The organism is Meiothermus sp. (genome assembly GCF_026004115.1).
Classification (GTDB): domain Bacteria; phylum Deinococcota; class Deinococci; order Deinococcales; family Thermaceae; genus Meiothermus.
Genome location: NZ_BPIM01000001.1, coordinates 2,316,027 through 2,335,240, shown reverse-complemented (window position 1 = coordinate 2,335,240; position 19,214 = coordinate 2,316,027). Strand labels below are relative to the sequence as shown.

At 59.0% G+C, this 19,214-nt stretch carries 20 protein-coding genes; 12 read left to right on the top strand and 8 right to left on the bottom strand.

The genetic code is table 11. The annotated features are described in order from the left end of the window. Positions 1–16: 16 nt before the first annotated feature. The 3 genes from Q0X23_RS11280 to Q0X23_RS11270 all read left to right on the top strand — a co-directional run bounded on the left by Q0X23_RS11280 (position 17) and on the right by Q0X23_RS11270 (position 2,684). Positions 17–778: a metallophosphoesterase gene (locus tag Q0X23_RS11280; protein WP_297861213.1), complete on the top strand. Its 762-nt coding sequence runs from the start codon at positions 17–19 to the stop codon at positions 776–778. Between the two features lie 58 nt (positions 779–836). After that, on the top strand, positions 837–1,643 hold the full coding sequence (gene rsmA, locus Q0X23_RS11275; protein ID WP_297860382.1) for a 16S rRNA (adenine(1518)-N(6)/adenine(1519)-N(6))-dimethyltransferase RsmA: 807 nt from the start codon (positions 837–839) through the stop codon (positions 1,641–1,643). A gap of 123 nt (positions 1,644–1,766) precedes the next feature. Then, the gene (locus Q0X23_RS11270; protein WP_297860381.1) at positions 1,767–2,684 is read left to right on the top strand and encodes a carbohydrate kinase family protein; all 918 of its coding nucleotides are present in this window, start codon (positions 1,767–1,769) and stop codon (positions 2,682–2,684) included. Positions 2,685–2,734: 50 nt separating this feature from the next. Here the strand turns inward: Q0X23_RS11270 and hisH are convergent, their stop codons facing one another. Genes hisH through Q0X23_RS11255 form a run of 3 tightly spaced genes read right to left on the bottom strand, consistent with a single transcriptional unit; the run spans position 2,735 to position 4,997 of the window. Further along, entirely contained in the window at positions 2,735–3,334 is a 600-nt protein-coding gene (gene hisH / locus Q0X23_RS11265; protein ID WP_297860380.1) for an imidazole glycerol phosphate synthase subunit HisH, read from the bottom strand. A gap of 27 nt (positions 3,335–3,361) precedes the next feature. Continuing rightward, complete coding sequence (gene hisB / locus Q0X23_RS11260; protein WP_297860379.1) at positions 3,362–3,946, bottom strand: imidazoleglycerol-phosphate dehydratase HisB; 585 nt, start codon at positions 3,944–3,946, stop codon at positions 3,362–3,364. After that, entirely contained in the window at positions 3,939–4,997 is a 1,059-nt protein-coding gene (locus Q0X23_RS11255) for a histidinol-phosphate transaminase (RefSeq protein ID WP_297860378.1), read from the bottom strand. Before Q0X23_RS11255 ends, hisB begins: the two co-directional genes overlap by 8 nt. A 271-nt stretch (positions 4,998–5,268) precedes the next feature. Here Q0X23_RS11255 and bshA point away from each other — a divergent pair, with 271 nt between their 5' ends. After that, positions 5,269–6,381: an N-acetyl-alpha-D-glucosaminyl L-malate synthase BshA gene (gene bshA / locus Q0X23_RS11250; RefSeq protein ID WP_297860377.1), complete on the top strand. Its 1,113-nt coding sequence runs from the start codon at positions 5,269–5,271 to the stop codon at positions 6,379–6,381. 157 nt (positions 6,382–6,538) lie between these two features. Next, the gene (gene mscL, locus Q0X23_RS11245; protein ID WP_297860376.1) at positions 6,539–6,907 is read left to right on the top strand and encodes a large conductance mechanosensitive channel protein MscL; all 369 of its coding nucleotides are present in this window, start codon (positions 6,539–6,541) and stop codon (positions 6,905–6,907) included. A gap of 61 nt (positions 6,908–6,968) precedes the next feature. Here the strand turns inward: mscL and lon are convergent, their stop codons facing one another. Continuing rightward, on the bottom strand, positions 6,969–9,329 hold the full coding sequence (lon, locus tag Q0X23_RS11240) for an endopeptidase La (RefSeq protein WP_374707477.1): 2,361 nt from the start codon (positions 9,327–9,329) through the stop codon (positions 6,969–6,971). Between the two features lie 257 nt (positions 9,330–9,586). On the opposite strand from lon, the gene Q0X23_RS11235 reads away from it, so the two are divergent. Continuing rightward, a complete protein-coding gene (locus Q0X23_RS11235; RefSeq protein WP_297860374.1) occupies positions 9,587–10,579 on the top strand; it encodes a DUF1517 domain-containing protein in 993 nt (330 codons plus the stop codon). Positions 10,580–10,626: 47 nt separating this feature from the next. Here Q0X23_RS11235 and Q0X23_RS11230 read toward each other — a convergent pair whose 3' ends face one another. Beyond that, on the bottom strand, positions 10,627–11,097 hold the full coding sequence (locus Q0X23_RS11230) for a redoxin domain-containing protein (protein ID WP_297860373.1): 471 nt from the start codon (positions 11,095–11,097) through the stop codon (positions 10,627–10,629). Positions 11,098–11,227: 130 nt separating this feature from the next. Between Q0X23_RS11230 and ispG the strand changes: the two genes are divergently transcribed. Both ispG and Q0X23_RS11220 read left to right on the top strand, forming a co-directional pair. Continuing rightward, on the top strand, positions 11,228–12,451 hold the full coding sequence (gene ispG, locus Q0X23_RS11225) for a flavodoxin-dependent (E)-4-hydroxy-3-methylbut-2-enyl-diphosphate synthase (protein WP_297860372.1): 1,224 nt from the start codon (positions 11,228–11,230) through the stop codon (positions 12,449–12,451). A 242-nt stretch (positions 12,452–12,693) separates the two neighbouring features. Next, entirely contained in the window at positions 12,694–12,888 is a 195-nt protein-coding gene (locus Q0X23_RS11220) for a hypothetical protein (protein ID WP_297860371.1), read from the top strand. 61 nt (positions 12,889–12,949) lie between these two features. Here the strand turns inward: Q0X23_RS11220 and Q0X23_RS11215 are convergent, their stop codons facing one another. Together Q0X23_RS11215 and Q0X23_RS11210 are read right to left on the bottom strand one after the other, a co-directional pair. Further along, entirely contained in the window at positions 12,950–13,516 is a 567-nt protein-coding gene (locus Q0X23_RS11215) for a thioredoxin family protein (RefSeq protein ID WP_297860370.1), read from the bottom strand. A gap of 44 nt (positions 13,517–13,560) precedes the next feature. After that, complete coding sequence (locus Q0X23_RS11210) at positions 13,561–14,532, bottom strand: type I phosphomannose isomerase catalytic subunit (protein ID WP_297860369.1); 972 nt, start codon at positions 14,530–14,532, stop codon at positions 13,561–13,563. A 343-nt stretch (positions 14,533–14,875) separates the two neighbouring features. Here Q0X23_RS11210 and Q0X23_RS11205 point away from each other — a divergent pair, with 343 nt between their 5' ends. Both Q0X23_RS11205 and Q0X23_RS11200 read left to right on the top strand, forming a co-directional pair. Continuing rightward, positions 14,876–15,502, top strand: a complete 627-nt coding sequence (locus Q0X23_RS11205) for a metallophosphoesterase (RefSeq protein WP_297860368.1) — start codon at positions 14,876–14,878, stop codon at positions 15,500–15,502. Next, positions 15,499–16,308, top strand: a complete 810-nt coding sequence (locus Q0X23_RS11200) for an SDR family oxidoreductase (protein ID WP_297860367.1) — start codon at positions 15,499–15,501, stop codon at positions 16,306–16,308. The genes Q0X23_RS11205 and Q0X23_RS11200 overlap by 4 nt, the downstream gene beginning before the upstream one ends. A 407-nt stretch (positions 16,309–16,715) precedes the next feature. On the opposite strand, the gene Q0X23_RS11195 is transcribed toward Q0X23_RS11200, so the two are convergent. Further along, complete coding sequence (locus tag Q0X23_RS11195) at positions 16,716–17,732, bottom strand: ring-cleaving dioxygenase (protein WP_297860366.1); 1,017 nt, start codon at positions 17,730–17,732, stop codon at positions 16,716–16,718. 495 nt (positions 17,733–18,227) lie between these two features. On the opposite strand from Q0X23_RS11195, the gene Q0X23_RS11190 reads away from it, so the two are divergent. Beyond that, positions 18,228–18,581, top strand: coding sequence for a helix-turn-helix domain-containing protein (locus tag Q0X23_RS11190; protein WP_297860365.1), 354 nt, complete (start codon positions 18,228–18,230; stop codon positions 18,579–18,581). A 228-nt stretch (positions 18,582–18,809) separates the two neighbouring features. Then, positions 18,810–19,112, top strand: a complete 303-nt coding sequence (locus tag Q0X23_RS11185; protein ID WP_297860364.1) for a helix-turn-helix domain-containing protein — start codon at positions 18,810–18,812, stop codon at positions 19,110–19,112. Positions 19,113–19,214: the final 102 nt, after the last annotated feature.

The following is a 19,214-nucleotide window of genomic DNA, read 5'->3' as shown; positions in this document are numbered from 1 at the left end:
GCAAAGGACACCCGTGATTAAGGTTATTGCCATTGGAGACCTTCACGCCGACTTTCCCAAGCTGTGGCGGGCCCTGAAGAACTCGTACGCGGTAGGCGAGGATTGGCTGCCCTCTGACCCCCTCCGGCGCGGCACCTACCGGGTGGTGCTGATGGGCGATTTGGTGCACCCCAAGCTGCTGGCCGACTACCGCCGCCTGACCGGCCTCGAGGACTACGACCCCAACAACCCCGACCACCTGCGCATGGCGGCCAGGGCGCAAATCCGCGAGCTGGTGCGCATCAAACGCTTTCAGGAGGCCGCCCCCGAGCACATCACCATTCTGATGGGCAACCACGACCACGCCGCCATCACTGGCGAGATGGTTCTGGGAAATGCTCAGCTCGAGCACAAGGAGTTTCATCCCGAGTTAGGGGGGGTCGAGTTTCCCGAGGATTTGAAGAAATGGTTTCAAACCTTCCCGGCCCAGGTCAATCTGTACGGCGTAAATTTTGCCCATGTAGGGCCGGTGCCGTGGCTACAAACCTACGATGAAATGTTCTACAACGGACGCGAAGCAAAGGAGTGGTGGCTTCACAACGCCGACTACGTCGAGCGCATGGGATACCGCTTCGGCGTGTACGGGCACACCGTGATGAAAAACGGCATCCTGATCAAGGACAAACTGGCCTTGATTGATGCTCTGGATAAGGATCAGTACCTGGAACTGATTCTCGATGAAGACAAGCTCGACTGGGAAATAGTAGAAATCCCGCCGGTGGGCGCAACCCTTCAATAAAGGGACTAGAGCGAAAAGCCTGCCAGCACAGAAAAACGTTTGGGTTATCCCAACGCCCATGAACCTCACTTCACCTAAAGTCGTCCGGGATCTGCTGGAGCGCTACGGCCTGCGGGCGGATAAACGTTTTGGGCAGAATTTTCTGGTGGAGAAGGGTTACCTGACAAAAATAGTTGAAGCCGCAGGCTTTACTCCTGGCGAAACCGTGTACGAGGTGGGGCCTGGACTGGGAACCCTGACCCGGGCGCTGGCCGAGGCGGGGGCAAAAGTGGTCGCTATCGAGATGGATCGTCGGCTCGAGGCCGTCTATACCGAGACCCTGGCCGGACTGCCGGTGCAAATTGTCTGGGAGGACGCCCTTGCTTTTGACTGGGCCAGTGTCCCCTCCCAAAGCCTTTTTGCGGGCAACCTGCCTTACAACATTGCCACCCCCCTCATCACCCTGCTGTTGCGCTCGAGCCGGTTCCGCCGCATGGTGGTTCTAGTTCAAAAAGAGGTAGCCGTGCGCATGACCGCTCTACCTGGTACGCCCGAATATGGTCTCCTGAGTTTGCGGGTGCAGTACCACGCGCAAGCTCGGCGCATCGTGGACTTACCCCCCGGTGCTTTTTTTCCTCCACCCAGGGTCACGAGTTCGGTAGTTTGCTTGAACCCCAACACCAAGCCCGACCACCCCGCGCTGTTCCGCCTGATCGAAGCGGCGTTTGCCCAGCGACGCAAAACCTTACTCAATGCCCTCAAAGCGGGGGGCTACGACCCTGAAAAGGTTTCCAAAGCTCTGCAGATCCTTAATCTTTCCCCCAAGGTTCGGGGTGAGGCCCTGAGCTTGCAGCAATTTGAACATTTGCTCGTTAAAATCAGCTAAGCTATAGCCTTGTTAGCGATTTCTCATATGGGTGGGATAGGCTACTCCACATCAGTTGGCTATACCGCTAGACTATAGTAACAGTAAGCCCTGCAAGCGGGAAACGGTGGCTGGGAGGCCGGAATGCGGTTCTTTGTCGTAGGAGACGTATCAGTTGACCTAATTTATTTTCTCGAGCGAATCCCAGAGCCTGGCGAGGAGGTTCCGGCGCAGCGAGCCTTAATGAAGCCTGGAGGCGCAGGAGGCACCCTGGCCGCTCACCTGGCCAGTCTGGGCAACAAGGTATATCTGGCCAGCCGGGTAGGGAACGATCCCTTCCGTAGCGTGGCTTTGTCGGAGCTTGAGAAAGTAAACGTTGACCTCAAATATCTACAAGTAGATCTCGAGCAAACCACCTCTTCGATCCTGATCTTGCTAATTCCTGGGGGCGAACGCTCCATGATTTCAGCGGGGGGCGCCAGCCGCTACCTCGATGCAGCCGAGTTCAAGGCCAGGATGCTCGACCAGGTTGACGCCGTTGTTTTCTCCGCTTATGCCTTTGTGGGCGGGCCGCAAAAGCAGTACGCCATCAACGCCCTGGACGCAGCCCGCAAACGCGAACTGCCCATTTTTGTTGACCTCGGCACCGGCGCAGTGCGGGCCGCCGGCAAGGAGCTGCTGGACATTCTGCGGGGTGTTCCGTACCTGCTGATGAACCAGGTGGAGTTGCTGGCCCTGACCGGCACCGCTTCGATTAGCGATGGGGTTAACGAGCTCAAGGGCTGGGGCCTCGAGACGGTGGTCGTTAAGGTCGGAGCGATGGGCTCCATCGTGATTACCCCCACCCGGCAAGAACTAATTGAGCCTTACCCCCTAGAAGAAGTGGTAGACACCACCGGCTCGGGGGATGCCTTTACGGCCACCTTCGCCCATGCCATCCTGCAAGGCAAAGACCCCTTTGTGGCCGCCCGTTTGGGTAACCTGGCGGGCTCTCTGGCAGCCACCGCCGTTGGAGGGCAGGGTCGCCTGATCACCGAAAAAGATCTTTTACAGGCCAGGTAACAGTCGGGCAAAAAGCAGGGTGAGCACAACCAATCTGCCCGCTCTACAGGCTACTGTCTGGCGGCGAAGTACAGCCGGGTAACCTCCAGCAAAGCCAGTCCCACCGCTCCGCTTTTCTCGGGGTGGAACTGGGTGGCTACCACGTTATTGCGCGCATAAAGCGCAGTAAAGCGGGTTCCACTGTAGTCGGTGATACCCACGCTCCCTTCCACCAAAGGAGCAAAATAGGAGTGCACAAAATAGAAATAGCGGCCCGAAAGGTGCTTAAAGTGGGCGCTATACTCCACCGTATTCCACCCCATCTGCGGCACCCGCGCGGCCTTGAAGCGGGCCAGCCACCCCGGCACCAGGCCCAGCCCCGGCGTTCCTGGCGCTTCCTCCGAGCCTTCAAAGAGGATTTGCATGCCCACGCAAATCCCCAGGAAGGGCTTTCCTGCCTCAATATGCTGCCGTACCCCTTCCTCAAACCCGGAAGCCTTGAACGAACGCATCACCTGGCCGAAATGGCCCTGCCCTGGCAGCACCAGCAGGTCGTGCCGGTCTATCGTGCTGGGGTCAGCCGACACGGTAACCTGGTAGCCTGTGGCTTGCAGCGCTTTGGCCGCACTGTGCAGGTTACCTGAGCCGTAGTCAATCAGGAGTGTTTTCATAACGTCGGTGCGTCTTGCGCGGGTATCCTATAAAACTTCCTTGGTGCTGGGCAGGTCGGTGCGGGTCAGGCGAGTGGCCTGGTACAAGGCCCGGGCAAGGGCCTTAAAGGCGGCCTCGAGCACGTGATGGGCTTCCCGGCCCGCCAGTACGCGCACGTGCAGGGTGAGCCCCGCATGGTTGCACAGCCCCCGCAGAAACTCGCGCAGGTGGTAGGCATTCAGGCCCCCCGCCGTCCCTTCAATGCCAAGTTCCTCGGGCGCAAAGGCCAGGTAGCTGCGCCCGGAAAAGTCCAGCACCACCTGCACCAGGGTCTCGTCCATGGGTACGCTGGCCTCGCCGTAGCGCTCGATTCCCCTACCCTCCCCCACCGCCTGCTTGAAAGCCATGCCCAGCACAATACCTACATCCTCTACCAGGTGGTGCACGTCTACGGCCAGGTCACCTCTGGCTTCTACCACCAGCCCAAAACGCCCATGCCGCTGGAAGGCCAGCAGCATGTGATCGAGAAAACCCAGTCCGGTTGAAATGCTTGCCTGAGAAACTCCGTCGAGGCTCAGGCTTAGCTTAATCTGGGTTTCAGCGGTGTTGCGTTCGATGGTCGCACTACGCATGGGGCACCTCGGCGAGGGAGAACGCAGCCTGCAAAAAGCGCCGGTTTTCCTGTGGCGTACCTACCGAGACCCGGATACAACCTTCCAGGCCCAGGTAATGGTCTTGCCGCCGCACCAGGATCCCTTGCTCCAGCAGTGCACTGTAAGCGGCGGCGGCATCGGGGGTACGGATCAGCAAAAAGTTGGTCTGGCTCGGGTAGACCTTCCAGGTCGGGTGTGAGTGCAGGGCTTGAAATAATTGCTCGCGCTCGGCCAGCAAGGTCTGCACAATACCCTGCACATAGCCGGGCGACTCCAAAACCGAGAGGAGAATCTGGCCGGTGTGGGCGGGCAGGCCAAAGGGGGGCACAAAGTTCTGCACAACGTTGCAAACCTCGGGCGAGGCCATCAGGTAGCCCGCCCGAATGCCCCCAAGACCCCAGGCCTTGGAGAAAGTACGCAGAATGGCCACATGGGGGTTGGCGCTGGCCAGCCAGGCGTAGTCGGTGCCCGAAAACTGGTGGTAGGCCTCATCGATAACCAGCAGCCCGCCGGTTTGCGCGGCTCTATCGGCCAGGCGGCGGATATCGCGCTCGGCGAAGAGCTGCGCGGTGGGGGCGTGGGGGTTGGGCAGAAAGAGTACAGCAGGGGTTTTTTGCTGGGCCTCGAGCAGCGCCTCCATCGGTAGTGCAAATCCCTCACCCAGCGCGATGGCCTGGTAAGGGGTGGCCGAAATTTTAGCGGAAAAAGCGTAGTGAGGAAAGGAAGGTGCCGTATCCAGCACCCGCCCCGCCGCCTGTACCAGGGCCTGAATGAGCAGGTTGGAACCCGGCGAGACCACCAGGCCCTCCATAGGCCATCCCAGATACGCCGAGAGTTTTTCGCGTACATCCTCGGCGTGAAGCGCGGGGTAGCGATTAAAATCAAGGTGCTGCAAACGCTGTAGAACCCTTTGCTTGAGTTCAGCAGGTAGGTCGTAGGGGCTCTCGTTTTGGTCAAGCTTGACCGAAGCATCTACCTTTTTGTAGGGGTAGCTGGGCAGCCCTTGGAGATGGGGTTTGAAAGCCTTCACCCCCCGATTGTCTAGAGTCTACAAGCCAGCGTCAAGGGTCGCGTTGTGGGTCACTCGCCCAGTACCCCCCTGAAGTTACACCTCTCGGGTCGGCCCAACCCCTACCCGACCTTCCACCCGTGCGAACGAACGCTGCTGGTAGGCAGCCCAGATAAGGGAAAATCGATCCAAAAAATTGGCGTGTGAAGTCGCTAGTGTAACCACCCATCGTCTGATTTCAACCGTGAACCCAGCACCAATGCGCCCATGCGCCGTTGCGTAGGCTAAGGCCATGCGGATCGGGGTGGTGTGTTATCCGGGTCTGGGCGGGAGCGGAATTGTGGCCTCGGAGCTGGCCGACCGGCTGGCTCGAAGGGGGCACCGGGTTTTCTTGTTTGCTACTGAGCTTCCCATGCGCTTGCCGGAGGACAGCCCGGTGCAGTTTATGCCGGTAGAGGTACCCAGTTATCCTGTTTTTCCGGCCCCTCTATACACCCTGGCCCTGGCGGGGGCTTTGGAGCGGGCCATCCGGGAGGAGCACCTGGAGCTCATCCACACCCACTACGCCATCCCCCACGCCGTTGCGGCCAAGCTGGCCACCGAAGGCCGCATTCCCCTGGTTCACACCCTTCACGGCACGGACGTAACTTTGTTGGGGATCGACCCGGCCTACCAGACCCTCACCAGTAAGGCGCTACAAAAAGCCAGCGCGGTGACCGCAGTTTCGCAGAACCTGGCCCAGCAAGCCCAGCGTACTTTTGGGGTGAACCCACAGGTAATCTACAATGCCGTGGACGCCGAGCGCTTTCGACCCAACCCCGGAGCTAAGCGCTTCTATGCCGCCCAGGACGAGTTTCTGCTGGTTCATGCCTCCAACTTCCGGGCCGTTAAGCGGGTAGGGGACATCATCCATGTGTTTGCCAAAATCCGCCAGAAACTCAGGGCTCGGCTGGTGCTGGTGGGCACCGGGCCGGAGCGGGCCGAGGCACTCTCGATCGCCCATAGCCTGGGGGTGGACGACAGCGTGACCTCGCTGGCTACGGCCAAAAACCCCGAAGAAGTGATTGGCGCAGCAGACGTGTTCTTGCTGGCCTCGGAGTATGAGGGCTTTGGACAGTCGGGCCTCGAGGCCCTGGCCTGCGGGGTTCCGGTGGTGGCAACCCGCGTGGGGGGTATTCCCGAATGGTTGACGCCAGAGGTGGGGCGCCAGGTGGAGTTTGGCGACCTGGAAGCCTTTGCCCAGACAGTAGTGGAACTTTTGTCTTCACCCCATCTGGCGCAGATGCGCGAAGCCGCTCGACAGTATGCCCAGGCCCATTTCAATCCCGAAACGATTACCGACCAATACGAAAGGGTGTATGCGTTGGCTATGCAGGGCAAAACCCTCGAGCCCAGCGAAACATAGAACCAGACCTGCTTGCAGGAAAATGCCTTGACACCCGAATCGCCTGGGGCTTAGATTGGCGAGAGGTCGTCGTGTATAGGAGTATCAATTGCCATAAGACGGCGCTACTGGAACAGAAGGGACGGCCTCTATCCAGAGCAGCCACCTGGAGGTTTGTATGCTGGAAGGATTCAAGAAATTCATCATGCGTGGAAACGTGCTCGATCTGGCGGTAGGTGTAATTATTGGGGGCGCTTTTGGGGCGATTATTAACTCGCTGGTAGCCGATATTATTAACCCCTTGATCGGCATGATTTTTGGCGCACCGGATTTCTCGGCCATCAAGCTCGGAGCGCTGAATATCGGCAAGTTTCTCAACGCTGTGGTGAGCTTTCTAATGATCGCCTTTGCCCTGTACTTTTTTGTGGTCACGCCCATGAACAAGCTGCAAGAAATGTCTAAGAAGAATGCGCCCGAGCCCGCACCGGCGGCCCCACCCGAAGACATTGTATTGCTGCGGGAAATCCGCGATGCGTTGAAGAAATAATGAAACCAGGTAGGGTAACGCGGGCAACGCCCTCAGCTACCTCCTGGTGGTGTGTTTCCGACTAGGCCCTGGCCGCAGGTTGCACCTTACTCCGGCGGGCCTTTTTGGGCGTGGGGGCAATGGCTTTGCGCTCGAGGGCAGCCAGGCCGCCTACGAGCGTCCAGTCGAGCACCTCGTCCAGCGATTCGGCAAAGTGGAACTTGAGGTTCTGGCGTAAGTAAGCAGGGATATCCGAGAGGTCGGGCTGGTTTTGCTTGGGTAGGATTACCTCCCGGATTCCGGCCCGCCGTGCGCCCAACACCTTTTCTTTGACCCCTCCAATGGGCAGTACCCGCCCGGTGAGGGTAATCTCTCCGGTCATGGCTACGTCGTTGCGCACAGGAGTTTCGGCCAGGGCCGAGACCAGCGCCGAGGTAATGGCAATGCCCGCCGAGGGGCCTTCTTTGGGTACAGCGCCCGCCGGAACGTGGATGTGCACATCCGAGTTATCGAATTTCTCGAGCGGAATACCAAAGCGGCTGGCGTTTTTCTTGGCGTAGGAAAGGGCCGCCCGAGCCGACTCCTTCATGACCTCACCAAGCTGCCCGGTCAGAATAAGGTTGCCTTTGCCTGGCATCACCGAGACCTCGATAAACATGATGTCGCCACCTACCGGGGTATAGAACATCCCCGTAGCCACCCCCACCTGGGGGGTTCTGGCCTCCGATTCGGGCTGGTAGCGGGCCGGGCCCAGGTATTTTTCCAGGTCGGAATCGGTTATGCGCACCCGTTTTCTCCCACTCTCCAAAATGGTGCGGGCTGCTTTGCGCAACAAGGTGCCTATTTCGCGCTCGAGGTTGCGTACCCCCGCCTCGCGGGTGTAGTGGGTGATCAGTCGCATCAAGGCGGCTTCGGTAATCACCACCTGATTCTCCTTGAGGCCATTTTCTTCGAGTTGGCGGGGCAGCAGGTAGCGCTTGGCAATCTCGAGCTTCTCCTGCTCGATATAGCTGGTAAACTCGATCAACTCCATGCGGTCGAAGAGGGGCCCCGGAATGTTCTGGGGAAAATTGGCCGTGCAGATAAAGAGCACCTCGCTCATGTCAAAGGGCACCCCCAGGTAGTGGTCGGTGAACTCCTTGTTCTGCGCTGGGTCGAGCAGCTCGAGCAGGGCTGCAGCGGGATCGCCCTGGTAAGAAACCCCGAGTTTGTCTACCTCATCCAGCAGAATCACCGGGTTCTTGCTACCGGCCTGGCGCATCCCCTGAATGATGCGGCCCGGCATGGCCCCAATGTAGGTGCGGCGGTGTCCGCGAATATCGGACTCGTCGCGGGCACCCCCCAGCGAGATCCGGTGGTATTTGCGCCCCAGGCTCTTGGCGATGGACTTGGCAATAGAGGTCTTGCCTACCCCCGGCGGCCCCACAAAGAGCAGAATGGGCCCTTTGGAGACCTCCTCCAGGGGAATCTCTCCATTTTTCTGGCGCTCCAGCTTCAGCTTGCGCACCGCCAGGTATTCCAGCACACGATCCTTGACCTTTTCCAGGCCATAGTGGTCTTCTTCCAAAATCCTTTGGGCCTCCTTGAGGTCAATCTGATCTTCGGTGCGGGTATTCCAGGGGAGGTTGGTAATCCAGTCCAGATAGGTGCGCACCACACTGGCTTCGGCGGAGTCGGGGTGCATCCGGGCAAAACGCGAGAGTTCGCGCTCCACCTCGGACAGCACATTCTGAGGTAGCTTGAGCGCCGCAATCTTTTCGCGAAACTCCTCAACCTCCACCTCGCCCTCTTCACCGTGCAGCTCCCGCTGAATGGCCTTCATCTGCTCACGCAGGTAGAACTCGCGCTGATTTTTGTCAATTTCTTCTTTGACCTGTTGCTGGATTCGGCGCTGGGTCTCCATCAAATCCAGCTCTGCATCGAGCAAAATGGCAACGCGCTTGAGGCGGTCCACTACCGAGGGGGTCGCCAGTATTTGCTGCTTGTCTTCCAGCTTGAACTCGAGGTGAAAGGCAATGTAGTCGGCCAGTTGCGAGGGATCCTCGAGGTTCAACACAAACTGGGCCACCTCTGGCGAGAGATACTTTCCCTCCCTTAGGAGGTTTTCAAAGCGCTCCTTAACTTCGCGGAATAGCGCCCGCACCTCGGTGTCCTTACCCTCGACCTCGGGCAACCGCACCACGCTGGCTTGCAGATATCCATCTGCCTTGCGGTACTGCTGAACCCGCACCCGGGCAAATGCCTGTACGAGCATCTGCACCGAGCCGTCAGCGTTTTTGCGCATGCGCAGTACGTTACAAGCCGTGCCCACCTCATACAGGTCTTCGGCACCGGGTTCTTCAACTTCTTTGTCACGCTGGCTCACAATCAGGATAACCCGCTCCTGGGCCAGAGCCGCATCAATCGCGCGAATCGAGATGGGTCGGCCTGCATCAATCGGCATCACCATGCTGGGATAGATCACCGAGCCACGCACCGGGCATACCGGGAGGGTATCGGGAAGATGTGTATTGGGCTTATCAGTTTTTTCGTTCATCGGGATTCCCCATCTATATCGCAAGTTTACAACCTGGACTCACCTTCCAACAGGACTTGATTTGGGGCAAAACACAAAGCACACCATGAGTCTTACATTATCAAGTTTAGTGAATCTAGTAGTAGCAATAAGAACCTCCAACACAATGGCGTATGCTGATATGAATGAGATTTACTGGGGTTTGGATACTGCTCTTGCTCTGGACTCTGGCCCCCCTGCCAACCGGAACCACATGGACACATACCTCCTGGCCAGGTTGGAATGTAGCCCTGGCCCAGCGGAGCGGCGGTGGCGTTGGGGGCCGAGGTGGATTCTCTACACCCAGGCCCGCGCCCTCGATTCCCAGGGTTAACCCCTCCCCCTCCCCTTCCCTACCGCTGCCAACCCCAAGGAGCTATCCCACCTACCCCACCTACCCCCGCGACTACTATCCCCCCAGTTACCCCAGCTACCCCAGTACCCGCCCGCCCATCTACATCAACCCGGGCACCGGCTATGGCTTCGACCTGGTGGCCCTGCTCTTCATTGGGGGTATCCTTCTGGTGAGCTTTTCCATGATTCGCGGCTTGCAGCGAGCCGGAAGCGGCATTGGTGGGGGTGGCGAACCCGAAAGCACGGTGGCCCGGCTTCGGCTGGCCACCCTGTTTAACCCCGAGTTACAAGCCAATCTGCGCCACATGGCCCAGGCTGCCGATACCGAGAACGTGCGCGGGCTGGCCGACCTTATGGACAACGCCGCTGTGCTGTTGCTGCGCGAGCAGGCCGGGTGGCGATTTGGCATGTATGAGGTATGGCAAGGCAGCCTTCAGAAAGCTGAGGGGCAGTTTGATGCCTGGATGACCGAGACCCGTTCGGAGTTTTTGGAAACCTACCGGCACTTTGAAGGCAAGGAGGTCGTGCAGGCTGGATACCAGCCCAAAGCCGAGCCCGATGGCCGCTATATCCTGGTGACGCTGCTACTGGCCGTAAGCGGCAGCCTACCCCCCGTTCCCACCCCGCTCAGGCGCGAGGGTGCCCGCCAGGCCCTGATGGCCCTGGCCTCCTCGAGCCCCACCAACACCCTGGCCGCTTATGTAGCCTGGACCCCCGAGGCCGAAGGCGAAGCCCTCACCGAGCAGGACTTGCTACTGGGGTGGCCCAAGCTCGAGCTGCTGTGAATAGAGCAATGTAGGTCTATGGTCTATCGACTATGGACTATCGTCCTTCACCCAGACAGCCCCCTCACCGCAGCGGCCACCTCTTCGTAGGGTGGTTCCTGAGCGGGCACCTCCGCCACCCAGGCCCAGGCAATGCGGCCCAAAGCATCCACCACATAGGCAGCCCGTTGCGAAAAGCCGGGCAGGCCGCGCAGGCTGATCTCGAGGCCAAAAGCCCTGGTGGCCTCCCGGTTGTGGTCGGAGAGCAAGGGAAAGGCCAGACCCAGCGACCGGGCATAGGCCCCCAGCGTCCAGGGGGTATCCACGCTCAGGCCGTAGACCTCGGCTCCGAGTTGGTTGTACTCGGCCAGCCCGTCGCGGAAGGTGCACAGCTCCTTTTCGCAAACGCGGGTGTGGGCGGCAGGAAAAAAAAGTAACACCAACGGCTTTCCTTGCGGCAGTTGGGCGAGCGATACGGCTTCAGCAGCCGTGTTGAACACGGTTACATCGGGCAGGCGGTCTCCTACTTGAATTGCCATAATGCATGAAAGATTACCCAAAGTTTCCCCTTCTTGTCTCGCGCAACCCTACGCGGCCCCACGAGGCTCGAGGCCTAACCCCCAGCCTGGTCTACTTTTTACCTGACCCGGCCATATTAGACTTGGAAGTATGGTAGTTAACCGCCGCAAGACACCCACCGTCTGGGTGGGTAAGGTGCCCAAAGGGGGCGACCATCCGGTCGTGGTGCAATCCATGACCAATACCGACACCGCCGACATCGAGGCCACCGTGGGCCAGGTCTGGGCGCTCACCAGAGCTGGCTCCGAGGTCGTGCGCATGACCGTTAATAACGAAGAAGCCGCGCAGGCCGTGCCGGAAATCAAGCAACGCCTGGCCGACCTGGGGGTAGACGTGCCGCTGGTAGGGGATTTTCACTTCAATGGCCACATCCTGCTGCGCAAATACCCCAAAATGGCGCTGGCCCTGGACAAGTACCGCATTAACCCCGGCACGGTAGGCAAGGGTAAGCAACAAGACCCCAACTTCCGCACCATGTGCGAGGTAGCGGTGGAGTATGGCAAGCCAGTTCGCATTGGGGTGAACTGGGGCTCGCTGGATGCCGGGCTGCTGGACGAGATGATGGACGCTAACGCCGCCCGGCCCGAACCCAAGGATGCCCACCAGGTTACGCTCGAGACTATTGTGGAGTCGGCGGTGCGTAGCTACGACTGGGCCCTCAAGTACGGCCTGACCGAAGACAAGATCATCCTCTCGGCCAAGATTTCCAACGCGCCCGACCTGTGGTGGGTCTACCGCGAGCTGGCCAAACGCACCAATGCCCCCCTGCACCTGGGGCTGACCGAAGCCGGGATGGGCGTGAGCGGGATTGTGACCAGTACGGCTGGCCTGGTGCCCCTGCTGGCCGAAGGCATTGGCGATACCATCCGGGTCTCCATTACCCCGGCTCCCGGTGAGCCCCGCACCAAAGAGGTGGAGGTGGCCCTGGAAATTCTGCAGTCCATCGGGGTGCGCCAGTTCACCCCCAGCGTGGCCAGTTGCCCCGGCTGTGGACGCACCACCAGCACTTTTTTCCAGGAGCTGGCCCTGCAAGTTTCTACCCGCCTGAACGCCCAGATGCCGACCTGGAAAACCCAGTACCCCGGGGTTGAAAACCTTAAGGTGGCCGTGATGGGGTGTGTGGTCAACGGCCCCGGCGAGTCCAAGCACGCCGACATCGGAATTTCCCTGCCCGGCACCGGCGAGGCGCCCCGGGCTCCGGTGTACATCGACGGCCAGCTTGCCACCACCCTCAAGGGCGACCACATCGCCGAGGAGTTTATGGGCATGGTGGAAGAGTATATCCAAAAGCGCTATGGCAAGCAGCCGGCCTAGCTATTTCGAGCTCTCTGGGCGAAAGGTTTGGCGTAGCTGCCAAAGCATTACGGCAGTACTCTGAGTACTGTCGGGGCTTGCTACACCGGCTGAGGCCCTTTTTTGTGTAAGGCCAGTGTTTCTACAATAAATAACGTGTAGTAGTATGTGTGTATATTCTCCAGCGAGTGTAAATGTTGTAACTTTGACTTTGACAAAATAAACACGACTTGCCCTATCCTCCTATCCAAGGAGGGACTACCGTGGAGACCACCCTGATACAAACCAGCAGCACCCCAATAACACAATATTCCGGCTCGAGCCGCCTGACCCGCCCTGCTCGCCTGATTCTGAGCCGTCCGCCTGCCAAGAGCTCGGTCAAGGCCATCTGGGATGGCTTCCGCATGAGCAAGGCCTGGGGCGAGGCGCTCGAGACCTACGACCTGCCCCACGAATAACCTGGCGAGAAACACCTGCGGCGGGTCTTCCCCGCCGCTTTTCATTTTCGACGACCCGGCCTCAACCGATGCGCACCGTGGGCTCGTTGCCAGGCTTCCACTTGATGGTGCAGCCAATGGCGTTGGCCTCGGTAACGGGCGGTTCCTGGCCCTGTACCAGCGCCGCCAGCACCAGATCGAGGGTGTGTTCCGTGACGGTGGTGGGGTCTTTGGGCGTGTCGTTCACCCGGCCGTGGTAGCGTAACTTGCGGTTTTGGTCGAAGACGAAAATCTCGGGAGTTCGCAGGGCTTTGTAGGCTTTAGCAGTGGCCTGGGTTTCGTCGAGCAGATAGGGGAAGTTGAAGCGGTGCGCCTGAGCAAACAAGCGCATGCCTTCGGGAGCATCCTCGGGGTAACGCTCGTAGTCGTTGGAATTGATGCCCACAAAGGCCACTTTCCCCTGGTATTTCTGGGCCAGGGCCACCAGCTCCTCTATAGAACCCTTGACGTAAGGGCAGTGGTTGCAGATGAACATTACCGCCAGAAACGGCTCGGTAAAGGCCGAGAGTCTGACCACCTGGCCCGAAAGGTCGGGCAAGGAGGCATCAATTAGAGGACTCCCAAGGGGTAGCTGATCGTACTGAAGCATGGCATCATGCTAGCAAATTGCTGGCCAGAAACGATAAACACGCCTTATGGAAGCGCCCGTAGCGACTTTGGATACCAGTCCAGCCAGTCCGGGCAAGGCACAAATGCACCCAAAAGCTGGGCCTGCCCTGTGAGCTCGATAGCCTGGCCAGCCCCAATGAGCAGGGTATCGCCCCAGGAGAGCGGCCCCTCGAGCCACTCGGCACCCCCCACAACCAGGGTCAGAAGCAAAAAGCTCTCCTCAGGTGCCCGCAGGGTCAGCCTGCCGCGCAGGTGGTAGCGCTCGAGCGCAAACGCCTCGCAGACCAGCAAGATTTCCTTGTGATGGGAAGGGAGAGGGGTCGGGTGGGGCAGCGGCGTGGGGGTACGGATGGCGACGTCCAGCCCTTTTTCCAGGTGTAGCTCACGCGGCCGTCCATAGTCGTAGAGGCGATAGGTCAGATCGGAACGCTGCTGCACCTCGTAGAGCAACAGGCCGGGCCCCAGGGCGTGAATGGTGCCTGCGGGTACGGGGATCACCTGCTCGGAAACCACCCACTCCCGCCGAAGCGCGTCCCAAAGGCTACCGTTCCGGGCAGCCCTGGCCAGGTCTTGGCGATCCATTGGCTCACGCAGACCATAGACAATTTCGCCCTCGCCCTCGAGGATGTACCAGGCCTCGGTCTTGCCGTGAAAACCACTGGCCGCCTCTACGGTGTGGGCATAGGCATCGTCCGGGTGTACCTGCACCGAGAGCCACTCGGCGGTATCGAGAAATTTGATGAGCAGGGGCAGCTCGAGGCCATACTTGCCATGGGCGACCTTGCCGATGAAGTCTGGGCCCAGATCAGGCAAGGCCTCGGCCAGGGTTCTTCCTGCCAGCGGCCCTGAGCGAATGCGATTCTGGTCGTAAGCCAACCATAGTTCTCCTAGCGGTTCGTTGGTTTGCAGGCCCAGCCTCTCGGCTATGCGCGTCCCACCCCAGACCCTGGGCACGGGCTGGGCCTCGAGGCTCACGGCAAAAATGCTTGGTACCATCCTGTCGATACTAAAGCCAATCCATGGAAACCGCCAGGCTGCCCAAAGCCTTTATCATTTCCGTGGTTAAAAGCGAGCTCATAGCCTGGACGAATCTAGAGCGTCCTCCCACGAATACCCCACACCGCATCCTTTGGAAGCTATGGTGTGTGGGGTAATTTACGCTGCATCGCGTGTAGCGTAAATGTGAGAAACGCGATAAAGCTAAAAAACACATCGATCTGCTTTGACAAACTGCCAGGTGTACCTGAGACTATTTCCAAGCTCAATCGGGTGTCTTTATGCCCAAACCCCATGTTGTGATCAACCGAGTTGCACCTAAAGTATTCAGGAGTGCTCCGCAATGCGCATTCTAGCGCTCTCTGATCAGATTCACCCCTTCATCTACCAGGAGCGCTTTCCCGACAACCTGCCCCCTTTTGAACTGGTGCTGGTAGCCGGTGATTTACCGGGTAGCTATATCGAGTTCGTAGCGACCAAGGTTCGGGTACCGGTGGTGTATGTGCACGGCAATCACAAAGAGGAATATGTACAGGACTATCTGGGCAACCTGAGCCCGCCTGGCGGGGCCATCAAGGCCCACGGGCGCATTGTGGAGGTGGCGGGCCTTCGGATTGCGGGCTGGGGGGGCTGTCCCCGCTACAACAACCGCGAGATTGGGCAGTACAACGAAGCCGAAGCCCAGAGCCGCTTTTTGTCGTGGTATCCGGTACTGATGGGCCGCCGTTTATTGAAGGGGCACGGCGTGGACATCCTGCTCACCCATGCCCCACCTCCGGGCCCCCATGCCGGCGCGGACTTCGCCCACCGGGGCAGCACTGCGTTGGGGCTGTTCCACCGTCTGTATCGCCCTAGAATCCACGTTCACGGTCACATCCACCTCTACGAGGCCCAGCCCAAACGTGAGTACACCAGCCCCGAGGGGGTTCGGGTGATTAACGCCTTCGAGTACACTCTGATTGAGCTATGAAGATTGCCGGCAGCCTGTGTGTAATCAGCGGGGCCAGCAGCGGGATTGGTAAAGCTACTGCCCTCGAGCTCGCAAGGCGCGGGGCCCGGGTGGTGCTCGTAGCCCGCCGGGCACAGATCCTGGAACAGCTCGAGGGGCAAATTCGCGCTGCTGGCGGACTGGCCTGGGCCTTTCCCGCCAACCTCAGCCAGCCCCAGGAGGCCATGCGCCTGGGCGAGTGGGTGCTCTGCGAGCTGGGTACGCCGGACACCCTGATTCACAGTGCCGGGGCCGGCGAGTGGCGCTTTCTAGACGAAACCCCCCTCGAAGACCTCCAGCGCCTGATGGACACCCCCTACTTTGCGGCGGCCTACCTGACGAGGGTCTTTCTGCCGGCCATGTTGCAGCAAAACCAGGGCTTTATTCTTTCGGTCTGTTCACCGGCCAGCCGGCTGGTCTGGCCGGGGGCTACCGGCTATGTCGCCGCCCGCTGGGCCCTGAACGGGTTCACCGAAGCCCTGCGTGCCGATCTTTACCATACCAATCTACAGGTGTGCGCTTTTTTTCCAGGCAAAATCAGCGACTCCGAGTATTTCACCCATAACACCGATACCGAGCAGCGCATACCCCACATCGGGCGATTCATACCCGAGATTACCTCCCGGCAAGCGGCACTGGGCATTGTGCGGGCCCTCGAGCAAAACGCCCGCATGATGTTTGTACCCTGGCAGTTGCAGGCCTTCGACCTGCTGGCCCGCTGGTTTCCCCGCATCGCCGAACACCTGGCCTGGACCAGCGGGGCCCGGCGCAAAGGGCCGCAGGGCTAAGTACAACAACGTTAGGAATTTGCTCTACCCGAAAAGGGGAGCCCATAAGCTGCGCCGCTTTGAAGACCGGCCACTTCTTTCGCCGAAACCGTCACCACAAAAATCTAATGTGGCGCACTTAGTGCGCAGATAATACCGGATTCAAAAAGATAATCATCCAAACCAAAGATCCCCCAGAGGCTATCTTTTTGAATCCTAGAGCACACCCCTCCCGAACGGTCGGCGAAGAAAGCGTCTCCCTTTCCAAGGGGCGGTATCGCCCTCCGCTACGCGGATAACTTCCAAGGGGCGGTATCGCCCTCCGCTACGCGGATAACTTCGGCCCTGTTAGTTCGCCGCCATCCGGCGCCGTACCAACCGAATCTGGTATTACAGGTCATCGGCTCGGCCTATACGAGGCCTGCCCATCACTCTTCACTCGAGGCTGCCGAAACCTGCCCTGGGATTTGCACCGGTAGAGGTGTTGCATAGGGAATGGCCGGCAGCTTTTGCATAATTTGGGCCCGGACGGGCTCGAGCCAGGCAGGCAGGCGCAGGCTGGTACCCAGCTGCTCAAAGGACTCGTCGTGGGTAAAGCCAGGGGTATCGGTAGCAATCTCAAACAACACCCCTCCCGGCTCGCGGAAATAGACCGAGCGAAAATACTGGCGATCCTGCACCGCCGTCACCCGAACCCCCTGGCGCAGGAGTTGCTCGCGCAGGGCTTGCTGGGTTTCATCGTCGGGTACGCGGAAGGCAACATGATGTACCGTGCCCACACCCCCTTTGGCGGCCATAAACTGGCCGGTTTCGCGCACCTCGATACGGCCCCAAGAGGGTTCTTCCTCAGACGGACCCAGATAGGTGATGGCATCCACCTGACCCAACACCCGGTACCCCAGCCCCTCGAGCAGCCGCACCGAAGGTTCAGCTTGCAGCACCCACATCTGCGCTGCAAAAAGGCCCCGGACGGCACACTCCTCCGGTACCGGGGCTCCGGCCCAGTGCTGAATGGCGGGCACGCTCGAAGCCGCTACGAGTTCCACCACAATGCCATCGGGGTCCCGGAGGGTGAGTACCCTGACTTCTTCCAAGCCGTGGGGGCCGAGAACTTCGCGGTGCTGGGGGCCTTCGTATCCAACCCCCTTTTCCATCAGGCGGTGTATCCAGTAACCCAGGCTTTCCAGGGGAATCGCCAGGCTAATAATCGCCACCTGATGCACCCCGGCCCGTCCGGCTAGGGCCCGTTGCCAGGGGAAAAAGGTCAGGATGGTGCCGGGCTGGCCCAACCCATCGCCATAGTAGAAGTGGTAGGTCTCGGGATCGTCGAAGTTAACCGTTACCTTGACCAGGCGCAACCCCAGCACGCCGGTGTAAAACTCCAGGTTGCGCTGTGGGTGGCCTGCCATCGCGGTGATGTGATGAATTCCACGAACCTTGTGCATGGTATTTTCCTCGAACACAAACAGAGCGCACCACAGAGAACACACGAAAGCACCCGCCACGTATGTATCTGTGTTCAGTTTTGTCAGGCTTGGGTGTGTATCCAGCAACCCTTGCCTGGGCAATCCACCACAACCAACGATACCGCCTGGTTGCCCAAAAGCTGTGTAAGTTTACGGCAAGGCGCTGCTCAGGCCCCAGTTTTGCGGTTGAGAACACCGGTAGCGGTCGCTCCACGGTGCGGGTCAGACCCCAGGGGTCCTTGACTGGGGCGCTGAGTTCGGCCTCGAGTACCACCGGCTTGGTGATGTTGCAAATGGTCAGATCGCCGTAGATTCGGTGGTGGTGTGGCTGCTATCGAGATTCCAGTTCATTTTGTTCTCCTTGGATTTGATCCGGACTTATTGCTTCGGATCAACAAGCACATAGCATTTTATAGTGATAAGTATTATCAAGCATTTGGGCAAAGAAAGTAAATGTGCTACACTGTTATAGATATGGTCAGGTCCATTACCCCTGAAACCCCTGAAGTAGACCACAGCTTCTGTCCGGTCTATGAAGCCATTAATGTATTGCAGGAAAAGTGGACCCTACACATCATTCGCAGCTTGTTGGATGGCCCCAAAGGCTTCAACGAACTCTCCAGGGCAGTGGGCGGCTGTAATCCGGCCACCCTGGCCCAGCGGGTAGAAAAGCTCGAGCATCTCGGCATCGTTTCCAAAACCATTCACTCCACCATGCCCCCCCGCACCAGCTACGCCCTGACCGAGGCCGGACAAGCCCTGCAGGCTGTGATTGAAGCGATAGACCGCTGGAGCCGACAATACCTGCCTGCACCGTCTACCATATAGACACAAGGCTTGCAGGTTACCCAGGTTTGTAGACTGGGCTAATTTTTGGTCTTAATACTCGAGGATGGCTCTTATGCAGAACCAAACCCGTTTTGCGATAGCCAAAACCTTGTTGTGGTTATCTTCGTTTTTCAGTTCATTTTACTGGAATTATTTCCAAAACGACCGTATGGTCGCATTGTAATGCTGATATACCTGAGTTGGAATAAGCGTGGTTACGCTTTAAGTATGATTAAATCTGCGGAGAAGCCCCTCGAGGCAGTACTCGAATTGTTGGGCCAACGCGGGGTATACACCATTCTGCGTTCGCTCCGAAGTGGCTCGTTGCGATTTGGTGCATTGCAGCAGGTAACAGCCCTGCCCCCGCGAACCCTATCGCTGCGGCTAAAGGAACTCGAAGAGCTGGACCTGATTAGCCGAACCGAGCACCACGAGGTGCCTCCACGGGTCGACTATGCCCTCACCGAGCGTGGTCGGGGCCTCGAGCCCGCTCTAGAGGCCCTAGCACAATGGCAGGATAAAGTCACCTGATCTCCAAACCCATTGCGTATTGCAGCCGCTCATACCGGATCCAAAAAGACAGTTCAAAAAAACAAAAAACCTATAGGTTGTCTTTTTGAATCCTAGAGTACT

Coding starts and splice junctions, on each gene's coding strand:
- hisH (WP_297860380.1), bottom strand. CDS start 3,334: ATGAAAACACTCCTGATTGACTACGGCTCAGGTAACCTGCACAGTGCG.
- Q0X23_RS11200 (WP_297860367.1), top strand. CDS start 15,499: ATGAAGATTGCCGGCAGCCTGTGTGTAATCAGCGGGGCCAGCAGCGGG.
- Q0X23_RS11215 (WP_297860370.1), bottom strand. CDS start 13,516: ATGCTTCAGTACGATCAGCTACCCCTTGGGAGTCCTCTAATTGATGCC.
- Q0X23_RS11195 (WP_297860366.1), bottom strand. CDS start 17,732: ATGCACAAGGTTCGTGGAATTCATCACATCACCGCGATGGCAGGCCAC.
- rsmA (WP_297860382.1), top strand. CDS start 837: ATGAACCTCACTTCACCTAAAGTCGTCCGGGATCTGCTGGAGCGCTAC.
- Q0X23_RS11205 (WP_297860368.1), top strand. CDS start 14,876: ATGCGCATTCTAGCGCTCTCTGATCAGATTCACCCCTTCATCTACCAG.
- Q0X23_RS11185 (WP_297860364.1), top strand. CDS start 18,810: ATGATTAAATCTGCGGAGAAGCCCCTCGAGGCAGTACTCGAATTGTTG.
- bshA (WP_297860377.1), top strand. CDS start 5,269: ATGCGGATCGGGGTGGTGTGTTATCCGGGTCTGGGCGGGAGCGGAATT.
- Q0X23_RS11210 (WP_297860369.1), bottom strand. CDS start 14,532: ATGGTACCAAGCATTTTTGCCGTGAGCCTCGAGGCCCAGCCCGTGCCC.
- Q0X23_RS11190 (WP_297860365.1), top strand. CDS start 18,228: ATGGTCAGGTCCATTACCCCTGAAACCCCTGAAGTAGACCACAGCTTC.
- ispG (WP_297860372.1), top strand. CDS start 11,228: ATGGTAGTTAACCGCCGCAAGACACCCACCGTCTGGGTGGGTAAGGTG.
- Q0X23_RS11235 (WP_297860374.1), top strand. CDS start 9,587: ATGAGATTTACTGGGGTTTGGATACTGCTCTTGCTCTGGACTCTGGCC.
- hisB (WP_297860379.1), bottom strand. CDS start 3,946: ATGCGTAGTGCGACCATCGAACGCAACACCGCTGAAACCCAGATTAAG.
- lon (WP_374707477.1), bottom strand. CDS start 9,329: ATGCCGATTGATGCAGGCCGACCCATCTCGATTCGCGCGATTGATGCG.
- mscL (WP_297860376.1), top strand. CDS start 6,539: ATGCTGGAAGGATTCAAGAAATTCATCATGCGTGGAAACGTGCTCGAT.
- Q0X23_RS11270 (WP_297860381.1), top strand. CDS start 1,767: ATGCGGTTCTTTGTCGTAGGAGACGTATCAGTTGACCTAATTTATTTT.
- Q0X23_RS11230 (WP_297860373.1), bottom strand. CDS start 11,097: ATGGCAATTCAAGTAGGAGACCGCCTGCCCGATGTAACCGTGTTCAAC.